General features: G+C 37.6%; 27 protein-coding genes and 3 pseudogenes. 18 read left to right on the top strand and 12 right to left on the bottom strand.

Translation table 11 applies throughout. The features are described from left to right. Window positions 1-322: 322 nt before the first annotated feature. Together AYR53_RS12480 and AYR53_RS12485 are read right to left on the bottom strand one after the other, a co-directional pair. Window positions 323-571, bottom strand: coding sequence for a ribbon-helix-helix domain-containing protein (locus tag AYR53_RS12480; RefSeq protein WP_002825834.1), 249 nt, complete (start codon window positions 569-571; stop codon window positions 323-325). Between the two features lie 13 nt (window positions 572-584). Continuing rightward, complete coding sequence (locus AYR53_RS12485; protein ID WP_068281302.1) at window positions 585-1,391, bottom strand: ParA family protein; 807 nt, start codon at window positions 1,389-1,391, stop codon at window positions 585-587. Window positions 1,392-1,743: 352 nt separating this feature from the next. On the opposite strand from AYR53_RS12485, the gene AYR53_RS13895 reads away from it, so the two are divergent. The 4 genes from AYR53_RS13895 to AYR53_RS12500 all read left to right on the top strand — a co-directional run bounded on the left by AYR53_RS13895 (window position 1,744) and on the right by AYR53_RS12500 (window position 4,709). Continuing rightward, window positions 1,744-1,875, top strand: a complete 132-nt coding sequence (locus tag AYR53_RS13895; RefSeq protein WP_257749690.1) for a hypothetical protein — start codon at window positions 1,744-1,746, stop codon at window positions 1,873-1,875. Window positions 1,876-1,917: 42 nt separating this feature from the next. Next, the gene (locus AYR53_RS12490; protein ID WP_068226390.1) at window positions 1,918-2,325 is read left to right on the top strand and encodes a hypothetical protein; all 408 of its coding nucleotides are present in this window, start codon (window positions 1,918-1,920) and stop codon (window positions 2,323-2,325) included. A gap of 271 nt (window positions 2,326-2,596) precedes the next feature. After that, on the top strand, window positions 2,597-3,499 hold the full coding sequence (locus tag AYR53_RS12495; protein ID WP_068226392.1) for a metal ABC transporter solute-binding protein: 903 nt from the start codon (window positions 2,597-2,599) through the stop codon (window positions 3,497-3,499). Window positions 3,500-3,683: 184 nt separating this feature from the next. Beyond that, window positions 3,684-4,709 (top strand): IS30 family transposase, encoded by a 1,026-nt coding sequence (locus tag AYR53_RS12500; RefSeq protein ID WP_068281301.1) that lies wholly within the window; start codon window positions 3,684-3,686, stop codon window positions 4,707-4,709. A gap of 124 nt (window positions 4,710-4,833) precedes the next feature. On the opposite strand, the gene AYR53_RS12505 is transcribed toward AYR53_RS12500, so the two are convergent. Beyond that, on the bottom strand, window positions 4,834-5,415 hold the full coding sequence (locus AYR53_RS12505; RefSeq protein WP_014940888.1) for a recombinase family protein: 582 nt from the start codon (window positions 5,413-5,415) through the stop codon (window positions 4,834-4,836). Window positions 5,416-5,608: 193 nt separating this feature from the next. On the opposite strand from AYR53_RS12505, the gene AYR53_RS12510 reads away from it, so the two are divergent. The 6 genes and pseudogenes from AYR53_RS12510 (at window position 5,609) to AYR53_RS12535 (ending at window position 10,754) form a co-directional block, all read left to right on the top strand. Next, entirely contained in the window at window positions 5,609-5,854 is a 246-nt protein-coding gene (locus tag AYR53_RS12510) for a hypothetical protein (protein ID WP_068281300.1), read from the top strand. Window positions 5,855-5,896: 42 nt separating this feature from the next. Next, entirely contained in the window at window positions 5,897-6,490 is a 594-nt protein-coding gene (locus AYR53_RS12515) for a hypothetical protein (protein ID WP_156520065.1), read from the top strand. A gap of 208 nt (window positions 6,491-6,698) precedes the next feature. Further along, a pseudogene (locus AYR53_RS12520) lies at window positions 6,699-6,899 on the top strand (site-specific integrase); the annotation flags it as partial. 879 nt (window positions 6,900-7,778) lie between these two features. Then, a complete protein-coding gene (locus tag AYR53_RS12525; RefSeq protein WP_010891346.1) occupies window positions 7,779-8,984 on the top strand; it encodes a RepB family plasmid replication initiator protein in 1,206 nt (401 codons plus the stop codon). Next, entirely contained in the window at window positions 8,977-9,564 is a 588-nt protein-coding gene (locus tag AYR53_RS12530) for a hypothetical protein (RefSeq protein WP_068281298.1), read from the top strand. Before AYR53_RS12525 ends, AYR53_RS12530 begins: the two co-directional genes overlap by 8 nt. Beyond that, complete coding sequence (locus AYR53_RS12535) at window positions 9,552-10,754, top strand: restriction endonuclease subunit S (RefSeq protein WP_167574667.1); 1,203 nt, start codon at window positions 9,552-9,554, stop codon at window positions 10,752-10,754. Before AYR53_RS12530 ends, AYR53_RS12535 begins: the two co-directional genes overlap by 13 nt. A 117-nt stretch (window positions 10,755-10,871) precedes the next feature. Here AYR53_RS12535 and AYR53_RS12540 read toward each other — a convergent pair whose 3' ends face one another. Continuing rightward, the gene (locus AYR53_RS12540; protein WP_005917927.1) at window positions 10,872-11,174 is read right to left on the bottom strand and encodes a type II toxin-antitoxin system YafQ family toxin; all 303 of its coding nucleotides are present in this window, start codon (window positions 11,172-11,174) and stop codon (window positions 10,872-10,874) included. After that, on the bottom strand, window positions 11,164-11,442 hold the full coding sequence (locus tag AYR53_RS12545) for a plasmid mobilization protein (RefSeq protein WP_057775598.1): 279 nt from the start codon (window positions 11,440-11,442) through the stop codon (window positions 11,164-11,166). Before AYR53_RS12545 ends, AYR53_RS12540 begins: the two co-directional genes overlap by 11 nt. Before the next feature lie 103 nt (window positions 11,443-11,545). Between AYR53_RS12545 and AYR53_RS12550 the strand changes: the two genes are divergently transcribed. After that, window positions 11,546-12,133 (top strand): site-specific integrase, encoded by a 588-nt coding sequence (locus AYR53_RS12550; protein WP_068281311.1) that lies wholly within the window; start codon window positions 11,546-11,548, stop codon window positions 12,131-12,133. Between the two features lie 353 nt (window positions 12,134-12,486). Further along, window positions 12,487-12,699 carry a hypothetical protein gene (locus AYR53_RS12555; RefSeq protein ID WP_068281310.1) on the top strand — a complete coding sequence of 71 codons (213 nt, stop codon included), beginning with the start codon at window positions 12,487-12,489 and terminating at the stop codon, window positions 12,697-12,699. A gap of 135 nt (window positions 12,700-12,834) precedes the next feature. On the opposite strand, the pseudogene AYR53_RS13385 reads toward AYR53_RS12555, so the two are convergent. After that, window positions 12,835-13,047: pseudogene (locus AYR53_RS13385) on the bottom strand (IS5 family transposase); the annotation flags it as partial. A 280-nt stretch (window positions 13,048-13,327) separates the two neighbouring features. On the opposite strand from AYR53_RS13385, the gene AYR53_RS12560 reads away from it, so the two are divergent. Next, entirely contained in the window at window positions 13,328-13,759 is a 432-nt protein-coding gene (locus AYR53_RS12560; protein WP_002816262.1) for a CopY/TcrY family copper transport repressor, read from the top strand. A gap of 250 nt (window positions 13,760-14,009) precedes the next feature. Beyond that, window positions 14,010-16,055 (top strand): heavy metal translocating P-type ATPase, encoded by a 2,046-nt coding sequence (locus AYR53_RS12565; protein ID WP_068281309.1) that lies wholly within the window; start codon window positions 14,010-14,012, stop codon window positions 16,053-16,055. A 74-nt stretch (window positions 16,056-16,129) separates the two neighbouring features. On the opposite strand, the gene AYR53_RS12570 is transcribed toward AYR53_RS12565, so the two are convergent. The 3 genes from AYR53_RS12570 to AYR53_RS12580 all read right to left on the bottom strand — a co-directional run bounded on the left by AYR53_RS12570 (window position 16,130) and on the right by AYR53_RS12580 (window position 18,118). After that, the gene (locus tag AYR53_RS12570) at window positions 16,130-17,320 is read right to left on the bottom strand and encodes an MFS transporter (protein WP_418287620.1); all 1,191 of its coding nucleotides are present in this window, start codon (window positions 17,318-17,320) and stop codon (window positions 16,130-16,132) included. A 163-nt stretch (window positions 17,321-17,483) separates the two neighbouring features. Then, window positions 17,484-17,840, bottom strand: coding sequence for a type II toxin-antitoxin system YafQ family toxin (locus tag AYR53_RS12575; RefSeq protein ID WP_056986335.1), 357 nt, complete (start codon window positions 17,838-17,840; stop codon window positions 17,484-17,486). Continuing rightward, the gene (locus AYR53_RS12580) at window positions 17,840-18,118 is read right to left on the bottom strand and encodes a type II toxin-antitoxin system Phd/YefM family antitoxin (protein ID WP_068281307.1); all 279 of its coding nucleotides are present in this window, start codon (window positions 18,116-18,118) and stop codon (window positions 17,840-17,842) included. The genes AYR53_RS12575 and AYR53_RS12580 overlap by 1 nt, the downstream gene beginning before the upstream one ends. A gap of 76 nt (window positions 18,119-18,194) precedes the next feature. On the opposite strand from AYR53_RS12580, the gene AYR53_RS12585 reads away from it, so the two are divergent. The 4 genes from AYR53_RS12585 to AYR53_RS12600 all read left to right on the top strand — a co-directional run bounded on the left by AYR53_RS12585 (window position 18,195) and on the right by AYR53_RS12600 (window position 19,929). Next, on the top strand, window positions 18,195-18,782 hold the full coding sequence (locus AYR53_RS12585) for a site-specific integrase (protein WP_068281306.1): 588 nt from the start codon (window positions 18,195-18,197) through the stop codon (window positions 18,780-18,782). A gap of 12 nt (window positions 18,783-18,794) precedes the next feature. Beyond that, window positions 18,795-19,154, top strand: coding sequence for a hypothetical protein (locus tag AYR53_RS12590; RefSeq protein ID WP_068281305.1), 360 nt, complete (start codon window positions 18,795-18,797; stop codon window positions 19,152-19,154). A 267-nt stretch (window positions 19,155-19,421) separates the two neighbouring features. After that, window positions 19,422-19,631: a hypothetical protein gene (locus AYR53_RS12595; protein WP_021816943.1), complete on the top strand. Its 210-nt coding sequence runs from the start codon at window positions 19,422-19,424 to the stop codon at window positions 19,629-19,631. 19 nt (window positions 19,632-19,650) lie between these two features. After that, entirely contained in the window at window positions 19,651-19,929 is a 279-nt protein-coding gene (locus tag AYR53_RS12600; protein WP_068226384.1) for a hypothetical protein, read from the top strand. 122 nt (window positions 19,930-20,051) lie between these two features. Here AYR53_RS12600 and AYR53_RS12605 read toward each other — a convergent pair. The 3 genes and pseudogenes from AYR53_RS12605 to AYR53_RS12615 form a co-directional block, all read right to left on the bottom strand. Then, a pseudogene (locus tag AYR53_RS12605) lies at window positions 20,052-20,802 on the bottom strand (Fic family protein). A gap of 50 nt (window positions 20,803-20,852) precedes the next feature. Further along, window positions 20,853-21,050 carry a hypothetical protein gene (locus AYR53_RS12610; protein ID WP_068281304.1) on the bottom strand — a complete coding sequence of 66 codons (198 nt, stop codon included), beginning with the start codon at window positions 21,048-21,050 and terminating at the stop codon, window positions 20,853-20,855. 149 nt (window positions 21,051-21,199) lie between these two features. Beyond that, window positions 21,200-22,300 carry a replication initiator protein A gene (locus AYR53_RS12615; RefSeq protein ID WP_068281303.1) on the bottom strand — a complete coding sequence of 367 codons (1,101 nt, stop codon included), beginning with the start codon at window positions 22,298-22,300 and terminating at the stop codon, window positions 21,200-21,202. Window positions 22,301-22,581 lie beyond the last annotated feature (281 nt).

A 22,581-nucleotide genomic window follows, 5' to 3' on the forward strand; every position in this document is an offset into this window, starting at 1 on the left:
GACTGGTTTGCGGTATAATTAACCTACAAATTAAGAACAATGTTCAGACGATTTTAACTTGGCGGTCTAAATTGTCTGAATCTAAGTAGCTCTCTATTAGCTACTTGCTAAACCTAAAATCCCCGATTCCTCGTGAATCGGGGATTTTTCTGTTTAGCTTGATCTCTTTATTTGGTTGTTAAATTAATCTTAGTCTAGCATAGCGCTTACTTACAGGCAACCGTATTTGGTTCAGTGCACTTTACTAGCTTTTACCTAAGCACAAATTAATCAAACAAATAAATTGTGTGTTTACTTGTTTGATTAATTATTTATTTAATTACTAAATTGCATCTATGATTGAAGCTAAGAATTCTGAACGATTTTTAAATCCGTTTTTTCGGGCAGCCGTATCCATTTTTTTTAGTTGGCTTTCAGTAATTGAGAAGGTAACTGATCGCTTACGCTCTACTTCCTTTCGGCTGATATTTTTCAAAAATGCGACTGCATCTTTCTTGTTGTCTTTCAATGTAGTTTCGTAACTTTCTCTCATTTCTTCGTCTTTTTTATGATTGAATGAATCTAAACTCATAATCTAACTCTCCTTACTTGGTTTCATTTGCTAATTCTTGAAAAAGATGATCGGCGTGTTTTATGAACTTTTGATTTTGCTTTAAAATGGATTCATCACGATTGGCTAATTCAAATATTGAAGCGTGCCTTGCAGTAGCTTTATTAAAGAGCTCTCTTTCAGGAATTATAGTTGCGACTGTTTCATCGCCTTCTATGTGTTTTAGCAAATCGCGAGACATGCTTGTATTATGTCTAATCATATTACCGATAAAGAAAAGCTTTGCGTCAACGTAAGTTTCGCCAGTTCGATAATCAAAAAGTGATTTTCTGAATTTTTCGAGTCGTGTTTCTAGGTCAAACTTGGCATTGTAGCCATGTTCACTGGGTGTAATGGGACTAAGCAGGTAATTACTGATAGCAATAGCGTTTTTAGTGATGGTGCTAAAATCTGGGTGCGTATCAATTAAGATATAGTCATAGTCGGTTAAGCTTAATGAATCGAAGTTGTTTTTAAACCACATGAACAACATCATTTCTTTGTTACTGTTATTTTCTAGATAACTTCCTAAAACATCTAGGTCTATAAAACCGGCTATTAAATCTAGATTCGGTCCGACACTGTCAATTTTTACTTTTTGAGCATTGTCATTTTCTTTAAACGCTTCAGCGATGGTATTATTTCGTCGTGTCTTTTCAAAAACGGTTGTTAAATTGCACTGATGGTCTAAATCGATTAATAGAACCTTCTTACCATGTTTGGCTAACCAATCACCATAATTTAAAGTCAAGGTTGTTTTACCAACACCACCCTTGATAGCAGTAAAAGTAATAATCTTCATCTTGATACCTCCTTCATCTAGCTTAATTATATCATTAGTAGACAAACAAATAAACAATTTATTAAATAATTAATGCAATGGCTTTGGCCGGCTTAATCACGTACTTCGGCAATATCAACATCACTCATTCTCGGCTGATAAGGCTTAAACTAGTCTGATATGCTTAACACTTCTTTACTGTATATTGATTTAAGTGTACACCGCCAGGCTTTTTTACTGTCTAAATTTAACTAGCACCACGCGTATGAGTATTATAATTGAAAATACTAAAAATAAGACTTATGGTTTGCTTGTAAATATTTTTATATAATTCGTAGACTAAGATTTTGCTACTTTAGGAGGTCGATGAACAATGAAAAACAGAAAATTAGGGTTAGTTCTATTGGCAAGTGCAATTTTAACTGCCACATATATACCAACAAGCAGGGCTTCTGCAGATACTACCCAGTTAAAACAAACTAATGTCATAAAGGATGCTGGTTAAACAACTGAAACAGCAAAATTATCAGATTCAGAAAATAATCAATTGACTGAGAATCAAATTAATCAACTTGATCCATATGTAAAAGTTGTTAATAATCAATACGTATTACAGCTCCCTGAAAATAATAATGTTTCTCAAAGCATGGTTACAGAAATAGAAGATGAGCTTTCACAAGTCAATGCTGACATTAAAAGCAACGGCTATACTATCAAGACTAATGATAAGACATATGGAGCTTCAACAAGTGCAGCATTCGGTGTAGTATTGGCCAAGTCTTCATCAAATCCAACTATTAAACGTTTTTGGTGGGGGATTAGGGTGTATATGCGCAATAAGACAGCAGTAAATAAAGAGATAGCAGAATTCAAAAATGGTCAAGCTATTGCTGAATTTGGATCACTTGTATCTCCACCAGTCGGAGTTACCCTTCTATCTATTTTAGCAATATAGCAGATCAACTGACTAATATGAGAGATGCTCACCCGCATAGTAAACTTTATATGGACATTAATCGTTTTGGCGTTTATAAAATCAAAACGTATTAATTTTGGATGTAAGCTGATTCCTTCCTTTTGAGAGACGATTTATTCATTATACGCTCTCTTAAAAGTTGTCTCAGGAATCAGCTTACATCCAATATCAAAAAAACCTTTACAGGTGGAATCTTTTAGATTATTATCTAAAGAGTAATCGTTACTATTTGCAAGGGAGAGGATATCTCGTGTTACATAAATTTTCGGGCTTCAAGGCAGTACTGCTAGTCATTGCAGCGGTTGCTTTAGGGATTGGTTTAACCGGCTGTGCAAGCAACTCAGCCAGCAACGGCAAAATTAAGATTACCGCTACGACTGATTTTTATGGCGAGGTCGCAAAGGCAGTTGTCGGCAGTAAGGGGGACGTGACTTCCATCATTACCAACCCCAACGTGGATCCTCACGATTACCAGGCATCGACAAAGGTGGCTAAGGAAACGGTTGGCTCAAAGATTGTCATCGCCAACGGGATTGGCTACGATGGCTGGATGAATAATTTGGTTAAGGATAGCAGCAAGGTTGACTATATCAAAGTCGGTGAAGACTTGATGGGCAAGCAGAACGGCGACAATCCACATCTGTGGTATAACCCGGCAACCATGCCTAAGTTAGCCAATACCATTGCGACAAAGCTTGGTAAACTGCAGCCAAAGAACAAGGCCTACTTTAAGAAGAATGCCAAGAAATACATCGCTTCATTGAAGCCGGTCAATGATAAAATCGCTCAGTTGAAGCAACTGGCTGCAACGAAGAAGAACAAAGAAGTCTATGTTAGTGAGCCGGTATTTGACTACGCCCTTGAAGCAACCGGTTTTAAGGTTGGCGACCCCCAGTTCGAAAATGACACTGAAAAAGGTGTCGATCCATCACCACAGACAATTCGAACGATGCAAAACGGCATCAAGAACCACAAGATCGCCTTCTTCGTTTTCAACAAGCAGGTTGACAGCAAGACTGTCAATAATCTGGTCGCCTTAGCTAAGCAGAACAAGGTACCGGTATTACCGGTCACTGAAACATTGCCAGCTAATAAGACTTACGTCAGTTGGATGGATGCACAATATACCCAGTTAATGAATATTTTGAAATAGTTCGTATCAAAAAAGCCGAGAAGTCAGAATTGATTTCTCGGCTTTTTTGTATTTAATTATAACTTCCTCGATTTAAAATTGAAGTGCAACACCTGCTCTACTAGACCAGTTCTTTATTCAGACTAGTCAAAAAGGCCATGAAGACCTATTCTTAATTCACCACAAACAAGAAAGAGGTATCTTCATGACCCGAATTAAGAATATCATATCTAATCAGTATCACCAACTCAATTTAGCTGAACGTGGTCGAATTGAATCCCTAAGGGACTTAGATTGGTCTATCCGCCGGATTGCCCAGGCCCTTCATCGTAATCCCAGCACGATTTCACGTGAATTAAAACGTGGGACAACGACACAGATTAACGCTAGTACTCATATCTTTGAACAGTCATATCTGGCAGAAACTGGTGAAGCAATTTATCGTAAGCACCGACTAAATAGCTGTTATCGTGGACTCTTTGATCATTGTCAAACCTTCTGTAATGCTTTGGTGACAGCTTTAAAAGCGCGTCCCAGGATGCATAGTGTGGATACTTTTGTCCACCAATTCAAGACTGATCACCCAAGGCTTGTCTGCCCCTCAACACCGACGGTGTACCGGTATATTGATGACCAGCGTTTAGCTATCCGCAATTCAGACCTACCAGCTAAACTACGTCGCCGGATTAAATGCCCCGGGGCAAAGCATCATCGAATCAATAAGAAAAATCTGGGCCATTCAATCGAAGAGCGTCCCGCCATGGTTCAAGCGCGTCAAGAGCTTGGACACTGGGAAGGTGACTTGGTCAAAGGCAAACGGGTTGAATCTGAGCCAGCATTAATGACTTTGACTGAACGTGTTAGTCGCTTAGAGATCATCGTTAAACTTCCCAATTATCATGCCGACACTTGCTTGAAAGCCCTCCAGAATACCTTATATGACTATGGAACCGAGCACTTTAAAACCATTACTTTTGATAATGGTGCTGAGTTCTCAAGCTTGAGTCAAGTCAAGGGAACTGACATCTACTTTGCCCATCCTTATTCACCATGGGAACTTGGAACCAATGAGAACACTAACGGCCTTTTGCGCGAGTTCTTCCCGAAGGGCAGATCCTTGGCTTCGGCCTCACTCATTGACATTCAGCTGGCTCAAGATACCTTAAACAACCGGCTACGGCGGTCATTGAACTATCGCTGCCCAGCCGATCTAATGCCTGAACTAGCTTAGCAACTAGACCACTTCTAAGAATAGATTCTTAGTGTTGCACTTGATTTGACAATTGAGGATTATTAAAAATCAGTCAAAATAGGAAATAATTTAAAATATCCTTTTTCATGATCTTTCACCTGTCTTAGATTTTAGAAGTATCACTTGGTTTCTCAATTAACTTAAACCGTCGCTGCTGCGTGCGTTTACTAATCCCCGTCTTTCGTTCAATCATCTTGTAGGTCATGCCTTGTTTTCGCAGCTCATAAGCAAATCTGATTTGTTCATCAGAATACGTTTTCGGTCGCCCTTCCCGAAACAACGGATCATGTTGCTTGGCATACAATTTACCTTCTTGTGTGCGCGTGACAATCATATCGCGTTCAAACTGCGCAAAGGCGCTAAATATTGTAAAGACTAATTGGCCAGTCGGCGTATTGTCAATTAAGCCCATATTCAAAATGTTGACTTTGACATTTTCTTTAAACAACTCTTGGATAATGGCTAATGCCTCGCGCGTGTTCCGCGCAAACCGATCCAGCTTAGTGACAATCAAAGTATCACCTGTTTTTAGAGCGCGCAACAGTTTTTGAAACTCCGGTCGTTCAGTAGTTGTGCCGGTAAACTTTTCCTGAAAGATTTTTTCTGCTCCTGCCAATTTTAGTAACTCAATTTGATTTGCTAATTTTTGATCAGTGGTACTGACCCGCGCATAGCCATATTTCATCTTTTTATCTCCTTACTTATGTCATTAAGTAATGACACGGTTCTAACCCTTTAATTATACAGTATCAAAAAAGAGGCCACAACTGTTAAGTTGTGACCCTATTTATCGTACAGCCGTTTTTTTTGTCTTTACTAGTTGAATGACAGTGCTAAAGTCTTAATTAGACAGTTAGACAGTGATTCGGGGGATAATTATGTTGAAAATTAAGGCTTTTCTTTTGGGGATAGCGGTTTTGCTAGGATGTGCTAGTTCAGTAACTGTTATACAAGCTGCAGGACTAGGTGGTCCTAATGTCGGGAATTATATATATGAAGATCAAGAAGTAGTTACTAATCAACAGTATGAAAAACTGGGAGATATCAATGGTCAAATTGACACGGGGCCTAATCCGCAAAGATTATATATTTTAGTATTGAGTCTGAAACTTGAAAGCCAATAACCACACGCCTTTGGCGTGATTATTAGCTTTCAAGTTTCAGTATTGAGTGATAATGATAGTATAAGACGCTTTAATTATTTAACTGATAATGATCCTAAAACTAAAGGAATACCAGAAGATATAGTTAATAAAACTGGTGAAGTTTTATATGGACATAATCATTATTACGATATTGATTCGGATGAAAATGGTATACCAGATTGGAAAAATAACTATCTAATTTGTGATTTGAAAAATAATCGAGTTTACTTTGATCCAAGTGATCAGGCGGACTCGTATATTACAGATTTAATGTTTTGGAAACTTAAATTTGGTCTTGCTGATTTGACTAGTGGGAATACATATCAACGAATGGAAGCATTGTTTGAACTAGCAGAAAGATTAGAACCAAAGTTGCAAAAGGTTGCTGATAATAAAGAGTTCATATACTCGAAAAGCTATTATGATATTAAAAATATTGTTAATTGGGTTTTGCTTGTATTAGGGATAATCGTTGGATTGGTTATCTGGTTTATTATTCATCGGCAAAATAAGAACCATCCTCATAATAGCGGTGGATCTGAGTTAGGCAATTCAGATTATGATGCTGGTTTTGACGAAGGGTACTATATGGGAAGTCAAGATCCATTTATGTAAAAAAAATTTTAGTTATGAAAAAGAACAGCATTTTTAAGGGATATTCGAGGTATGTAAAAAATACCTAAATCTCTTAATAAATGCTGTTCTTTTTACGTATATTCAGTTATGAATTTGTTTGATTTTTTAGCTTTACCGGTTTAATGAGAAATTTATTTTTTTGTGAACTAGCAACGGGAATAAATTTTTTACCATCTTTATAGACAAAGTTGATCTTTTAGGAATTAATTATCTAGGTACACACACAATGCGCAAGACTTGAGCTTATCGAGTTTACACGCAATCTAATTACAATATTGGCCTAGTCATGCACTTATTAAATCATTCTAGTGAAGCCATGACTTTAGCTTATTTAGGCTTAGACCAAGCAAGTACCGAAAGTATGTTAGAGCAAATTGATTTTGGTTAATTTTATTTGGGTTTTTAGTTGTTGCCGAAGGCAACTTCTGATACAGGTTTTTAATGGGTCTAGCACAACATAGAATTTATTCTATGTGTAAGTGCACATTGCACTGTTTTTTTACGAAACAAGCCGACCAGCGTTTGAAACTTTTTAGTTTTTCATCATTCTATTTTAAAACGCTCTAAAACTCGATTTAAGCGACTTTAATTCGAAACTGTCTATATTTGTACAAAGGGAGCATTAAGAATGCTTAAACGAGCTTTTAAGTGGGTTTAAAAATGATTTTGAATTGAATAGCTTGTTGTAAGTTGTAAAAAAAACAAGTTAAACAAAGTATCGGTTTTCCATTTAAGGGTTGTTAGGGCTTGCCCTGACCGTCTGTAAGACGCTTGATTGCATGATATGAGTATTTAGCTAGTCAAACAGTTAAAACAGCTTATATGAGCAATTAGAGGGAATCCAATAAATTCCTAAAAGTGGTTTTGATCTTTTCTTTTAGCAAGTGAACGAAGTGAACGCTGCAAGTAAAATGTGAGCGTGGTTTTCGCTCACTCCTTTTTTTGATGACTTTGACCTTTGGTTTTACATTTTTGAAAAAAATAAAAAAAAGGCGAAGCCTATATCTATTTATCATATATATTTTAATCTTTTGTTCTTTTGCGTGCTAAAAAAATCAGTGTTTTCAAGGGTATTAAGATTTTTATAGCAAGAAAAATCGATGTATATAGCAAGAAAAATCGATGTATATAGCAAGAAAAATCGATGTATATAGCAAGAAATAAACTAATTTCTTGCTATATTATGATATAATAAAAGCATAGAGAAATCACACGTCTAAATGAATTTCTCTATGCCAGACTAAAACACGCAAAGGAGCGTATTTCTATGCCTATTATACCAAAGAATAACGAAGAAAAGAATAAAAAGGTGGTATGTACCTTGAATGACCTTGAAAAACGTAAAGTGGTGGAGCATAACGCTTTAATTCAAAGCGTGGCTAAAATGCAAAAGACCGCTTTAAAAATGTTTGAATTAGCCGTGTCTTGCATTGATACGGAAAACCTACCTGAAAATAATACGGTGTATCTTTCCAAAAAAGAGCTGTTTTCTTTTTTTGAAGTATCGTCTAGTAGTAAGCATAGCCAATTCAAAGAAGCCATTGAATTTATGCAGAAACAAGCCTATTTCAAAATTAGGTCCAATAAAGCACTAGGTATTGAGTACGAAAGTATTGTTCCTATCCCTTACGTAAAATGGAACGATTATAATGATGAAGTAACGATTCAGTTTAGCGAGCATATCATGCCTTATCTGATTAACTTGAAAGCAGAATTTACGCAATATAAAATTTCTGAATTACAGAAATTGAATAGCAAGTACAGTCTTATTTTGTACCGTTGGTTGTCTATGCAATACAACCAATATGAGCATTACAGCGTGAAAGGGGGGCGGAGAGCGGAGCAAGTGGAAGCCTACCGTAACCCCTCAATACCAGTGAAAGAGTTACGAGTAATCACTGATACTGTAAATGATTATGTACGGTTTCAAAGTTTAGAAACATGGGTATTAAAAAAACCGTTAGAAGAAATTAACGCTCACACCTCTTTTAATGTGACTTATGACAAAATTAAAAAAGGGCGGAGCATTGACTCTATTGTCTTTCATATTGAGAAGAAACGCATGGCAGACGATAACAGTTACAAGTTGGACAATAGGGCTTATCAAGAAGATAAAAAGCAAAAAGAAACAGATAATCGTTTATTAGCAGGAGAAGCATTAGAAAACAAATATACCAAGTTATTGATTGAACACTTCCTTTTATCGCCTTATGACATGACCGATACCGCTACAATGGCAGGCTTACAGAAAAATGTTTATCCGCTTTATGACGAACTCAAAGACTTACGAGGATTAAATGGCGTCAAAGACCACTTGTCTTATGTTGCCAGCAAAAAAGAAGCCTATTCTAAACGTAATGTAGCGAAATATCTAAAAAAAGCCATTGAACAATACCTACCAACTGTAAAATTACAAGACCTTGAACAACCAGAACGTGCAAAGGTTCGAGGTAAAGGTGCAAGCCATGAGTGAGAATTTAAAAACGATTAAGGAGCTTGCGGATGAGTTAGGTGTAAGTAAATCATATATTGATAAAATAATACGCATACTGGAATTGCATACTAAATTAGATAAAGTAGGTAATAAGTATGTGATTTCTAAAAAACAAGAGAAATCTATAAAAGATAGACTTAGGTCGTCTGAATCAACAACAAAATCACACACTAAATCGACAACTAAAACGCATACTGAAGTTGATTTTGAAGTCGATTTTTTGAAAGAAGAAATCTTATATCTTAGAAAGAGTCACGATAAACAATTGACCAACAAAGATAAGCAGATAGAAACTTTAAGTAATCTTTTAGATCAACAACAACGACTAGCCTTACAAGATAAAAAGTTGTTAGAAGAATACAAAGCAGAAAACGACAGATTAAAAGTTCTCAAAATGCCCTCACAGGAAACAGAATTCAAACACTTAGACAATCAATATAAAGATGAAGTGAACGCTCTTAAAGAGAAGTTGGAAAATTTGCAGGAACAAATCAAAGATCAAAAAAGGATAGAAGAACAAGAAAAACCAAGAAAATGGTGGGGACTATGGCGAAAATAGATGATTCAGTTAAAAAGAAATTTCCAGAATTAAGGTTTCCGGGATTTACGGATGATTGGGAACTGCGTAAGTTAGGGGAAGTGTATAATTTTCAATATGGGCAGTTCAATAATAATCCAGATAATGGAGGTCAATATCCAATTTATGGAGCCAATGGTATTATAGGAGGATATGATGAACATAATTCAGAAAATGCAATAGTTATTGGACACATGGGAGCATATGCTGGGCATGTATTGTGGGCAGAAGGAAAACACTTTGTTACCTACAATGGAACAATGGGGATTGCAGATAAGAGCATTTTAAACAGTAATTTTGGATATTATTTAGTTGTTAGTGTTAATGTGCCTAAATTAACTGCTGGAAGTGGGCAACCATTTGTATCTTATTCTGATTTGAATGGAATAAAAATATTAATTCCAACTATTGAGGAACAACAAAAAATCGGTTCATTTTTTAAACAACTCGACAACACTATCGCTCTTCATCAGCGTAAGTTGGATTTGCTCAAGGAACAGAAAAAAGGCTACTTGCAAAAAATGTTCCCTAAAAATGGGGCAAAAGTTCCTGAATTGCGATTTGCGGGGTTTGCTGACGATTGGGAAGAGCGTAAGTTAGGAGATACAGAAACTCATTTTACAGATGGGAATTATGGAGAGTCATATCCATCTGCAAAAGATATGTCTGATAAAGCAAATGGAATCCCATTTTTAAGAGGTAGTGATTTTTCAAATGGATATTTGGATTCTTCTAATGCAAATTATATAAAACCAGAAAAGCATACTGAATTGACTTCTGGTCATATTAAACAAGATGATATCGTTCTAGCTGTACGTGGTTCTTTAGGTACATTAGGTTATGCAACTAAAGAAAATGAGGGATGGAATATAAACTCTCAACTAGCTATTTTAAGAACAAATAAATCAGAGATTTCAGGAATGTTTTTAATACAATATTTATTAGGTAGTAAAGGTCAAAAAGAAATTTTTTCTAGAAATACAGGGACTGCTTTAAAACAGTTACCTATTAAGCAATTAAAAGATATTCCAGTTCCAGTCCCAACTTTATTAGAACAACAAAAAATTGGAAACTTCTTTAAAGAGTTAGACAGTACTATCGCTCTTCATCAACGGAAGTTAGATTTGTTGAAAGAACAGAAAAAAGGCTTTTTACAAAAGATGTTTGTTTAGGGTCTATAACTATCAAATAACCCCTCAAAAACATTGAAAGAATAGCCCCCAATATCTATAATGTAGATATTGGGGGCTATTTTAATTTATTTTTTTATAAGTGCCCCTAAACTATAGCTATTGATTCAAGATTTCATGGGAGCCAGTTGCAACCAATAACAAAATCAATTCATCATGATCTAGCTGATAAATAACAATCCAGTTGTCATAATTTTTACCATAGTTTCCATATCTGGCAGGGTGAAATTCACGATAGCCACGCCAATTTCCTTTTAATGCATGATCTTTAATCTGTTTCAAAACAAGTACGTCTTGTTCAACAATTGCTTCTAAGCAAGGCTTCAAGACAGTTATTGGGAAATGTTTTTTGACTAGTTTTTTTAATTCACGTTCAAAAGATTTGGTCTGTTTAATTTGCATCTAACTTATCGATCCAATCTTCAAAGTCAGTCAATGAACCCATGTTTTTGACCTGCCCTGTTTCTGCTTCTTTTTTAGCGGCTAAGGCTTCCGGAGAATCTAAAAAGCTGACTAATCGAACTTCATTATTGGCCGCTTTAACTAACGATAAGCGTATATACTCAGAAACGGTTAGCCCTTGTTTTGCTAGATTAGCTTTAGCCCGTTCACTAATGTCAGGTGTTACACGAGTTGAAATTGTCTTGTTTTTAATAATAGTATTACTCATTCTAATCCGCCTCCTTTAAGTTTACCATCGTACTACATTATAATATTCGATTTTTAGGTTTTCTGCAACTAAATTAATTTTAAAGTAAAGGAACTAACAGCTTATGCAACAAGTTGTCTTACCCATCAAAGATTCAAACGTTCTTAAAGAGGTTCAAGATACGTTACTCAATAACTTTAAAGCTGGCCGACGTAACTATACGATTTTTCAAGTTGGTAAAGCGACGCTACTGCGAGTGAGTGACGTTATGGGCTTAAAACAGGCCGATATTTTTAATCCGGACGGTTCTATTAAACAAAATGCGTTTATTCATGACCGAAAAACGGGTAAGCCTAATACCTTGTACCTTAAACCTGTTCAAACAGAGCTCTTATTGTACCGTCAATGGCTGCTTGATCATAAACTAGAATCTGAATGGCTCTTTCCGTCCATTCAACACCCAGAACGGCATATTACGGAAAAACAGTTCTACAAAATTATGAGTAAGGTTGGCGATCTATTAGGAATTAATTATCTAGGTACTCATACGATGCGCAAAACTGGGGCTTATCGTGTTTACACGCAATCAAATTACAATATTGGCTTAGTCATGCACTTATTGAATCATTCAAGTGAAGCCATGACTCTAGCTTATTTAGGCTTAGACCAAGCCAGTACCGAAACTATGTTAGATCAAATTGATTTTGGGTAAATTAGTTTGATTTTGTTGTCGCCAACGGCGACTTCTGATACAAGAAATTTAGCACAAACACAAGCAATTTTAATTGTGGTGTATAAGTGCGCATTGACCTCGTTTCACTCGGTCTGCTGATAGCCATAAAATCAATTTCTGCTGTTGTTGAATTGACTGTATTTTTAATTCAATTTATGTTTGCACCTAACTAAGATTGTTATGTTTTAAATATTTAAAAAGTGTTGCAGATTACGCTGTTTTAAGCCAAAATTTTTTAGTCGCTTTGTGCAGATAATCTTTATAAGCTTGGTAACAAATTTTGAATAACGGTGCTGTAAGATCTGTGAATTTAAACTGAAAGCATTATTTTGATGTTAGGAGTCATTAAGATTGACGAAAAGAAAGTATTAAAACCAATTGATGAAATGCTTGCTGATCCTTGGCAAGTTGATATTCAAGAATTGTTTGAAGCTTTTGTCAATGAACCTGGCGAGATCAAAAGGAATCTGTATGATTCCTTATACACTTATATTTTGCAAAAAAGACAAGAAAATATTATTAATCGTCCTAGCTTCGTTATTTAGCCCTTTAAAAGCCTTCTGAGGGCTTTTAATTTTTGCTTTGGTATAAATGTATATGAATGGTCTTAAAATCGCTAGAAACGAATTTTTTAAAAGCCTTTCTAATAGCGAATCAGCTGTCGGGTCTGGTTTATCTCACCACACATCGTAATAGCGGTAGACAGTGTGCCATTCCGGGAAATCGTGCGGTAATTCACGCCATTGACACCCTGTAGTAAGCGAGTAAAGGATGGCATTGAATACGTCATAAAGATCATAACGACGCGGTCTTGTATGCTTGCGGAAGTTTTCTAAATCAGGTTGTATTAACGCAAATTGCGCTCGAGAAATATTGCTTGGATAATCTGGCATGACAAACTCCTCAGTCGGTTTTTTACAATTCTACCAGATTCAGCAGATACTAGACAGGTTCTAAGAGGCATTTCACCATACTAACAAGAAAACCAAAAATTCCCAGATCATTAATTTAACATATCGTATCAAACCACGCCTGGAATATTATCTAGGCGTTTTTTTAATGTCATGGTATTTTCTGGCAGAAAGGTTGCATTATTGTGACTACAGTTGTAAACTAATAAGTGTTAAGAGGCTACAAACGTAAACTTAGAATTCAATTAATGGAGGAAGCCAATTGAAGGATGCAAAGAATGTAACCATCACCGATTCTGAATGGATGGTTATGAGAGCAATTTGGACAATGGGACATGCGACTAGTCGTGAACTAATCGATGCTATGAACGAATTAGAAGGCTGGTCAGCTTCAACAACCAAAACGCTACTTCACAGGTTGATTCAAAAACAGGCGGTTGCGCAGCATGGCGGCAGTCGACCATTCACGTATAAGCCGGTTGTTGGCGAGAAGGAATCAATGGCGGCAGCGGCAGATGATTTGTTTGACCATATGTGTGCGATGCGGGCTGGTTCAACAATTGCCGGCGTTATTCAGTCAAGGGAACTCTCACGGGCGGATATTGCGAACTTACAGGCGATTCTAGCTGAAAAGGCCAAGACAGCGCCTGAGGAAGTTCAGTGTAACTGCTTGCCAGGTGATCAAACGTGTTAAGACTGTGGTGTTCTGTTTACTTTTAGGATTGCTGCACAAAAATCCAGAATCTGGGATTTCTGGTGGCAGAAACTTATGAATTTTTGTCGTAATTCTCATTCATATAGTGGCATGGTGCTCCGCAAAGCAGAAGCCTAAATATAAGAACCTGGTGGAAAAATCCCGAGCCCGGGGATTTCCACACAAGGAACTTATATTCCGGCTTCTAACCGCTTTGCTACGCACACTTATTTTTAGGGGGTCGATAATCATGGCAAATAAAGAGGACCATATGAACATGAAAAACATGAGTGCTAAGAATATGGAAAATAATGAATCAAATATGAGTCATATGGGGAATTTGAAAGTTAAATTTTGGGTCTCCGTTGTCTTAGCGATTCCAGTTTTACTGTTAGCACCAATCATGGGTTTAAGCGTTTCCATCATTAGTTTCAGTTCACCGCTAATTGTTGGCATTATCATCGTTTTGTTTGATACAGCACTTTACTTTTATGGCGGAATGCCATTTTTAAAGGGGGCTAAAGCGGAAATTCAGGATAAATCTCCTGAAATGATGACGCTAGTAACCCTTGGAATTTCCGTTTCGTATTTCTACAGTTTGTACGCATTTATTGCCAACAACTTCTTGAACCCGGCAAATCATGTAATGGATTTTTCGTTCGAACTTGCAACCCTGATTTTAATTATGCTTCTAGGACACTGGATTGAAATGAATGCATTGATGGGGGCTGGAGCTGCCTTACAAAAGATGGCGGCCCTGTTGCCTAAGACGGCCCATCTAGTTACAGATAATGGTGAAACAAAAGAAGTGCCAGTATCTGATTTAAAAGTTGGTCAAGCTTTCCAAGTGCGTTCAGGTGAGAGTATTCCAGCCGATGGTGTTATTACGGCTGGGGAGTCGACCGTGAATGAAGCACTGGTAACCGGTGAATCTGCTGCCGTTACCAAGAACGTTGGCGATAAGGTCATTGGTGGTGCAACTAACAATAACGGGACGCTAACGGTTAAAATTAGTGGTACTGGTGACTCCGGCTATCTTTCTCAAGTAATGAAAATGGTTCAAAATGCCCAGCAAGCTAAATCTAAAGCAGAAGATAAAGCTGATTTAGTTGCCAAGTATCTATTTTACGCGGCATTTGGTGTTGGGATTATTGCTTTCTTTGCCTGGTTACCCCAGGGATTGGCGACTGCAATGACGATCATGGTGACCGTCTTCGTGATTGCTTGCCCGCATGCATTAGGATTAGCGATTCCATTAGTGGTTTCTCGTTCTACTACGATTGGCGCTCAAAATGGGCTATTAGTTCGAAATCGCCAAGCCATTGAAGCAAGTCAACATGTTAGCCACGTTCTCTTGGATAAAACTGGCACGTTAACAGAAGGTAAATTTACGGTGAATGCATTGATTCCAAATGATGGGATTGACGAAACAACGTTATTAAGCCGACTGGCCGCCCTTGAAAATAATTCGACTCATCCGCTGGCCCAAGCAATCATTACTGAAGCCCAAGCGAAGGACATTGAAGTCGTTGCGGCTGAAAAGTCTCAAAATATTCCGGGCGTTGGTATTTCCGGTAATGTTGATGGCACTGACTATACGATTGTTAATGGTAACTATTTAACGAAGCAAGGGATCAGGTTTGACGAGGCCGCTGCTGATAAATGGGCTGCTAAGGGTAATTCCGTCAGCTTCCTATTGCAGGGCACCCAAGTTCAAGGAATGGTTGCTGAAGGCGACACCATCAAAGCGGGTGCTAAGGAATTAATTAGTGGTCTTCAGAGGCGAGAAATTACCCCCGTAATGCTCACTGGCGATAATCCAAAAGCCGCGGAACACGTTGCTAACTTACTAGGATTGACTGAATTCCATGCAGGCCTATTACCAGATGATAAACAAAAGATTATTGCTGATTATCAAGCAAAGGGCAATCACGTCATCATGGTTGGTGACGGCGTAAATGACGCACCAAGTCTTGCCGCGGCCGATATTGGAATTGCAATTGGCGCCGGAACCGATGTTGCCATTGATTCCGCTGATGTTGTGTTGGTTAAATCAGAACCCAGCGATATTTTACATTTTCTTGATTTGGCTAAAATCACAAATCGGAAAATGGTTCAAAATCTCTGGTGGGGAGCAGGCTACAATATTGTCGCAATTCCACTCGCTGCCGGTGTGTTGTCATTTATTGGAATCATTCTAGACCCAGCCGTTGGTGCTGCGGTCATGGCGATGTCGACAATTATCGTGGCAATTAATGCGATGGGATTGACTGGTGAAAAGATTAAAAACGTGTAATTAAGTGATGACAAAAAGAGGAGAAAGATCAGCTGGTAGTCTGGTCTTTCTCCTCTTTATGATCATCATGTTAATTACTTATCTGGTTGCTCAGTTAATTTCGCCAATTTTTGATGCAGCCTAATGTCATATTGCCTGGTAATTGGCATTAACACCGCGACCAACCCGCAAATGGCAGCACCGATTCCTGCAATCACAAATAGGCGTTCAATGCCAATCACATCAGCTAGGGGACCGGCAAAAATTAAGCCAATTGGTCCAGCTAGATTCAACAAAGAATTCAAAACGCCTAGAATCTGCCCTAACTCTTCTGCTGGATAACTTTGTTGAATCATTGCCATTAAAAGCGTTGTAAAAAATGGGGTCGCAATTCCTTCAATGATGTTTAAAGCTGCGAACCATAAAAATCCGGTTTGGTTACCTGGCAAAATGCCGCTAATACCGGTTGGAATGCCAACCAGGAAAAACGCGATGATTACGGGCGTCATCCGGTCCTGCCACTTACCAAAGAGGCCAATGATAGTGCCGCCGATTAGCATGCTAGTTGAATAAATGGCTTCAATTAAGCCAGCCTGACTAACGGTTCCCTGAAAGTATTTCATGGTCATGAGTGGATACATGCTGGCAGCAGGCATGTAGGTTAGTGTGAAGACGGCGCCGATCAACGTAATGTACCACAAGCCCTTGTTGTTCGTAAGTTGTTTGATCCCCAAGCGGGTGTTGTGGAGCACATGCATTGGCTGATCAATTTTTTCATTGTTAGGAATTTGAACCCACGTTAAAATACAAATCCCAATGATGGCCCCAAGTACGTCTAACAGAATCAAGTACTCGATGGGGATAAACGCAAATAAAAACGCGCCCAGTGCTGGGGCAATAATCATATTCGCGGATTGCACCATTCCCAGTTGGCCGTTCATACGGGTAATTTCTTTGTCTGGCACCATTGTGGGCATTACCGATTGAATCGTTGGCATCTGGAAGGTTTGCGCACAAGACCGCATCAGTAATGAAATAAAAATGAGCCAAAGTGGAAATACATGAAAGACCGTTCCGGATACGGAAAGAATAATAGCGAAACAGGCAGCAAAAACGTCCGGGAAAATTAGGAGGCCTTTTTTGTTCCACCGATCAACCATAGGACCAACAAACGGACTAAGAATCACCATTGGCAGCATTCCTAAAATAGTAGCAATGCTCAATACCGTTGCTAAACCGGTTTTCTTGGTCAAATACCAAATAGTGGCGGCCTTCTTGATTATCAAATAATTTTTCACCACTTCTATAAGCGGCGTTGGCAATGGCACTGTATCCTTTACCAGCACTAATTATAAAATTGCCCCTAAAAAGCATTGAAAGAATAACCCCTAATATCTATAATGTAGATATTAGGGGCTATTTATTCTCATATTATAAAAATGACTTCTTCTATTCGTCATTTTTTCGATACCTTTTAGAACGATTTTGACCAGGAAATAAACGATCATGCGATCCGACTCGAATGCCAATTAAGACTAGTTCATCTTTATCAATCGTATAAACCACCAGGACATCGTTAGTTTCGCTTGGTGTTTTGTTTTTCGGGGTATCTCGTAAGTGAAATTCATTATAACCGCTCATTCGCCGATTAAGCTCATGATCTTCAAATTCTGATGGTAATTGTTGTTGCTCAAGCAACAGGTCAATGGCTGCTCGAACTTCATCAATAATAGATTGGTCTAAACTGGCTAACCGTTTTAGATCAGCATTAAAGGTTGCACGTGGTTTAAATCTTAGTTTTTTCATTATTTAAACTGACCCCAATAATCATCATTTGATTCAACAATTTCATCATCAGGTAAAACATGGCGTTTAATTAACTGATCACGCGCAATTGCATATTCTAACGAACCTTCTTTCGCTTTTAATGCTCTTTCTAGCCAGTCCATTTTTTCTTGTGAAACGATGGCCACTGCGCGACTATGTGAACGAGCAATATAAACGGTTTCATCTTCGTCATTAACTTGATCTAAATATTTTTTTAGGTTAGCGCGAAAATCGCTCTGTGTTAGTGCTAATGTCATATTTACCACCCTTTCATTGTACTTAATATTGTACTTTAGTTTGTACTAAAAATCAATTTTTTAAGGAGCTAAAACTATGCAACAAGTTGTCTTACCCATCAAAGATTCAAACGTTCTCAAAGAGGTTCAAGATACCTTACTCAACAACTTTAAAGCTGGCCGGCGTAACTATACAGTTTTTCAAGTTGGTAAAGCGACACTGTTGCGAGTCAGTGATGTCATGCGCTTAAAACAAACCGATATTTTTAATCCGGACGGTTCTATTAAACAAAATGCGTTCATTCACGACCGAAAAACGGGTAAGCCTAATACCTTGTACCTTAAACCTGTTCAAACAGAGCTCTTATTGTACCGTCAATGGCTACTTGATCATAGACCAGCCTCTGAATGGCTCTTTCCTTCCATTCAACACCCCGAGCGCCATATTACAGAAAAACAATTTTACAAAATCATGAGTAAGGTTGGCGATCTGTTAGGAATTAATTATCTAGGGACCCATACGATGCGTAAAACCGGGGCTTATCGCGTTTACACGCAATCAAATTATAATATTGGCTTAGTCATGAATTTGCTCAATCATTCCAGTGAGGCAATGACTTTAGCTTATTTAGGCTTAGACCAGGCTAGTACCGAAACGATGCTAGATCAAATTGATTTTGGTTAGGGGGGTGTTTTTATGGATTTAGATTTTGAAACCAACAAGTACGAGCTGTTTGATGATTGGCACCAAAACAAGATTAAACAAGCATTTACACAAAAATTGCAGCAACAAGCTCAAATTGAAAAAACACACCTGCCAAAATTATTGTCGCGTGAAGACTTAAAAATTCGTTGGCAGATGAACTCTCGTCAAAGTGTTCATCAAGTTGCTAGTAAGCCTGATTTTCCGCAACCCGTTTTTGCTTTTAATCATGGCAAGACCCCACTTTACTTAGCAACTGAAATTCAAATTTTCGAAATTAATCACCCCTGGGTGATAACTCCCGGTGCTCGTCTTGCTTATAGTCATTGGATCCTTCGTAATGTGATTGATTAATCTTGAGATTTGGCTCTAGTATTTTTATCGTTGGCGCTAGCCTTCTAATACAAATAATCCCCATCAAAATGGGGATTAAATCTACCCTTGACAAGTGTCAAGGGTGTAAGTGCGCATTGACCTCGTTTCACTCGTCCTGATGATTCCCCTAGATTTACTTATAGTTTATGCCTTCCGCTTCGCTATTTCAACTTTCATACTTTGACTTAACGTTCTCTGTATGATATAGTGTCGGCGATTATTTTTAATACGATTGGAGGGATCATTATGTCTCAAAGTAACTTAGAAAAACAAGAAGCCAAATTAAAACAGCTTAATCAAAAGATTAAAGCTGAAAAAAATAAAATTGAACAAAATCTCGGTAAGCAAATCATTAGATCAGCCAATTTGGATTATGGGACACTTACTACTCCACAGATTAAAATGATTGCTAAAAAAGTTGCCGCCTTTTTAAATCAAGCTCAAAATAACCGATAATAGTTAGGTGGTAATGACTATGCCTAATCAATATGAAAAACTAGTTGAGCAACAAGCGCGTTTAAAACAAAAAATTGAGCAAGAAGATTTTAAATTACGGCAATCTAAATACTACGAAAATCGGCAAGCCCGCAAAGCCCGTTCTCGCCGATTAATTCAAAAAGGGGCTTTGCTAGAAAAATACTTTCAAGCTGATAATCTCTCGGTCGAACAAACCGAAGAGCTTTTAAAAATATTTGCTGACTATGTTAACGCCCATAAACCGGATAAATTAAAAAACGATCAACCTAATAACTAGGCCGATCGTTTTTATTTTCAGGATTATTTTTTGGCTTAACTTCTAGATTGTTTTTAGCAAAGTCTTTGAGATGGTTTTGGGTTCTTTTACTAATCTCGTCTTCAACTAATTTAAGTTCTAATTTATCCGTTTTTTTTTAGTTGCTTGTACATCTGGTTTAATTCATTAGCACTTAATTTTTTTGTTTGCTCGAATTTGTAATCCTTGAATACCATTATCATATGTCCACTGTTTAATTTTAGTCATGTCATTAGTCTGATAATAATTGGCAATTAGTTCGTTCCATTGATCCCACTTATCTAACGGCACATTGATTAAGCCTGCACCACCGTCAATCATAATTTTATTAGCACTTAAAGTCGCCGTCCTTTTGTTCCCGTCCCAAAAGATTTGTTGGCGCATATTATGATACATGACAGTCAATGCTTTATCAGTAATCGTCGTTCCTGGATCAGCCAAGATTTTTTGTAAAAAGGATTGTTCTTGTTTTTCGTTAATTAAAGGTGGTTCAAAAAAGTCTTCACTACCTAAATCAACTCCTCCTTTCCCTTGCCGTAATTCTCCCGGTACTAAGGCGTCTTCCGCTGCCACAATCTTGTTGATTTGTTTTTCCATGGTTAACGTTAAAGGGGAATTTTGAGCAGTGATATATTGCCACCCACGCTTTAAATTAACAATCGTCAAAACATCTTCAACAGGTACTCCTGCTACGCTCATACCGTCCATAATAGTTTGTGTTTGTGGCAAAGTGGTATTAACGCCTTCAAAACGAGCATTAGTATGCACTAACTTGGTAAAGTTTGCTCGGGCAAACCGTTGGTTTTCTGCAGCTGTGAATTTATACTTGTCCATATATGTTCGAGTTTTAGCCATATTTTGTGCCTCCTTTCTATTTCAGTCACTGATTATTTGACCTGTCCATGTTAAATCACAAAATGCTTTTCGTTGATAATTTGCTCTTGGCGTTTATCTAAGAGGTAAGTGTGTAACGCGTCAAACAGCTTGCGTTTATCAGGATCTGGATTATGGGCTGCTTGCTCCCAAATGTCTTGAATATCGACTGCCCATGGGTCAGCCAACAATTGATCGATTGTTTCGACTTCTTTGCTGGATTTGATCATTTAAAAAGCTCCTTTCACATTCCCTTAGTTCAGTCATCGCCAATTCAGCCACTCAAGGTGCCTATTTTTGCTTCTAAACGATTTTAAAACGATTTTAATATAATTATGCATGTAACACTTAAAACGGCTTAAATGAGCTAATATGACGTTTAATTCCAAGAACGCTCATTGTCAGTGTTCTGTTCTTCGGGGTGTTTGGCCGCATATTCTCTAGCCGCTTGTTTATTCCACCAAATGCCAAACAGGTTCTGCATAGTACCGTATAAGTAGTTCTCCACGTTCTTGATATGGTTCTCATTGCTTCTAAGGGCGTTAAAGTAGCGTCTCAAGGCTTTAGTCATCAAAGGTTTAAGTTCTTCATCGTCCAGTGGGATTAGAACCCCAATATCTTGATGATCCTTTTCAACTCGATATTTAGCATTCAGGATGATACCAATAAACCGGCGCATTTGTTGCGGAGTTCGGCACCAGAAGCTAAGTAATTGCACGGCTTCTGGTTCTAAGAAAACCGGTAAGCCACTGTCTTCATCAGTTAAGAAGTCATTAGCATGGTTCACCAAATCCTGGTTTTGCTTTTGAATTTCTGCTGGTGAGAAATTGGCTGTGGAAAAGTCCAACTTTTGAGTATCTATATTGTATCTATTAGTATCTAAATTATTAGTATAGTCTAGATCTTGTCTCTTTTTGAGAAGTCCGCTTGTACCAAGGGATTCAGATGTATCAGAAACGGTATCATGCGGGTTTCTCTTTTTGAGAAGTCCGTTTGTACCAAGGGGTTCAACGGTATCATGCGGGTTTCTCTTTTTGAGAAGTCCGCTTGTACCAAGGGGTTCAGGCGATTTTAATGGCTCTCGCTTAATATAAACGTCTTTTGCTGTTACTTCCAAATCTGCCAAATATAATCTATTTGGTTCGTTTTTGCCTGATCTTGGATTAAAACCCATATGTTTTTGATACAAAAGGTTTGCGTCGATTAATTCGTGTTTAATCTTATTGATTTTATTATTTGACCAGTTTCGTAAATCTTTTAGTTCATTGTTTGTGTATATGAAATATACGTTGTTATTTTCGTCAACCCAATTATTGCTTAGTGAGTAACTTAGACGATCGCGTAACACCGAATAAAGTAAAATGGCACTATCGCTAAGATCCTTATATTTTTCTCCTTGGAGTAAGATCTGCGGCAAAGCGTAGAACTTTACTTCATAGGCTCTTTTAGCATTTGTAAAGTTAAAGTTTGATTGATCCATAATAAAAGCTCCCTTTCTTAACTGACACAGGCCGTCTTAATAGAGAGTTGCTAAAACATCTGACTTGTTTTAAAATACAAATCTGGTATGCTTTAACTGAATTACAAAGCGAACATTGGACGTGATCGGCTTTGTAAATTCACCGGCATGTGTCTATTCTGGGTTGCCTATACGGCAACTTTTTTTAATTTCTAACAACAAAAATGGACTAAATAGCATTGGTTAGCTACTTAGTCCATTGGATTTAATTTGTTTTTAACTATCCTTCACTTGTCCCATAG

The sequence above is a fragment of the Loigolactobacillus backii genome, assembly GCF_001663675.1.
Classification (GTDB): Bacteria; Bacillota; Bacilli; order Lactobacillales; family Lactobacillaceae; genus Loigolactobacillus; species Loigolactobacillus backii.

Bases quoted from the DNA above. Each gene is read 5' to 3' on its own strand.
- AYR53_RS12480 (WP_002825834.1), bottom strand. From the start codon at position 571: ATGAGTTTAGATTCATTCAATCATAAAAAAGACGAAGAAATGAGAGAA.
- AYR53_RS12485 (WP_068281302.1), bottom strand. From the start codon at position 1,391: ATGAAGATTATTACTTTTACTGCTATCAAGGGTGGTGTTGGTAAAACA.
- AYR53_RS13895 (WP_257749690.1), top strand. From the start codon at position 1,744: ATGAAAAACAGAAAATTAGGGTTAGTTCTATTGGCAAGTGCAATTTTA.
- AYR53_RS12500 (WP_068281301.1), top strand. From the start codon at position 3,684: ATGACCCGAATTAAGAATATCATATCTAATCAGTATCACCAACTCAAT.
- AYR53_RS12505 (WP_014940888.1), bottom strand. From the start codon at position 5,415: ATGAAATATGGCTATGCGCGGGTCAGTACCACTGATCAAAAATTAGCA.
- AYR53_RS12510 (WP_068281300.1), top strand. From the start codon at position 5,609: ATGTTGAAAATTAAGGCTTTTCTTTTGGGGATAGCGGTTTTGCTAGGA.
- AYR53_RS12525 (WP_010891346.1), top strand. From the start codon at position 7,779: ATGCCTATTATACCAAAGAATAACGAAGAAAAGAATAAAAAGGTGGTA.
- AYR53_RS12530 (WP_068281298.1), top strand. From the start codon at position 8,977: ATGAGTGAGAATTTAAAAACGATTAAGGAGCTTGCGGATGAGTTAGGT.
- AYR53_RS12535 (WP_167574667.1), top strand. From the start codon at position 9,552: ATGGCGAAAATAGATGATTCAGTTAAAAAGAAATTTCCAGAATTAAGG.
- AYR53_RS12540 (WP_005917927.1), bottom strand. From the start codon at position 11,174: ATGCAAATTAAACAGACCAAATCTTTTGAACGTGAATTAAAAAAACTA.
- AYR53_RS12545 (WP_057775598.1), bottom strand. From the start codon at position 11,442: ATGAGTAATACTATTATTAAAAACAAGACAATTTCAACTCGTGTAACA.
- AYR53_RS12550 (WP_068281311.1), top strand. From the start codon at position 11,546: ATGCAACAAGTTGTCTTACCCATCAAAGATTCAAACGTTCTTAAAGAG.
- AYR53_RS12555 (WP_068281310.1), top strand. From the start codon at position 12,487: ATGTTAGGAGTCATTAAGATTGACGAAAAGAAAGTATTAAAACCAATT.
- AYR53_RS12565 (WP_068281309.1), top strand. From the start codon at position 14,010: ATGGCAAATAAAGAGGACCATATGAACATGAAAAACATGAGTGCTAAG.
- AYR53_RS12575 (WP_056986335.1), bottom strand. From the start codon at position 17,840: ATGAAAAAACTAAGATTTAAACCACGTGCAACCTTTAATGCTGATCTA.
- AYR53_RS12580 (WP_068281307.1), bottom strand. From the start codon at position 18,118: ATGACATTAGCACTAACACAGAGCGATTTTCGCGCTAACCTAAAAAAA.
- AYR53_RS12585 (WP_068281306.1), top strand. From the start codon at position 18,195: ATGCAACAAGTTGTCTTACCCATCAAAGATTCAAACGTTCTCAAAGAG.
- AYR53_RS12590 (WP_068281305.1), top strand. From the start codon at position 18,795: ATGGATTTAGATTTTGAAACCAACAAGTACGAGCTGTTTGATGATTGG.
- AYR53_RS12595 (WP_021816943.1), top strand. From the start codon at position 19,422: ATGTCTCAAAGTAACTTAGAAAAACAAGAAGCCAAATTAAAACAGCTT.
- AYR53_RS12600 (WP_068226384.1), top strand. From the start codon at position 19,651: ATGCCTAATCAATATGAAAAACTAGTTGAGCAACAAGCGCGTTTAAAA.
- AYR53_RS12610 (WP_068281304.1), bottom strand. From the start codon at position 21,050: ATGATCAAATCCAGCAAAGAAGTCGAAACAATCGATCAATTGTTGGCT.
- AYR53_RS12615 (WP_068281303.1), bottom strand. From the start codon at position 22,300: ATGGATCAATCAAACTTTAACTTTACAAATGCTAAAAGAGCCTATGAA.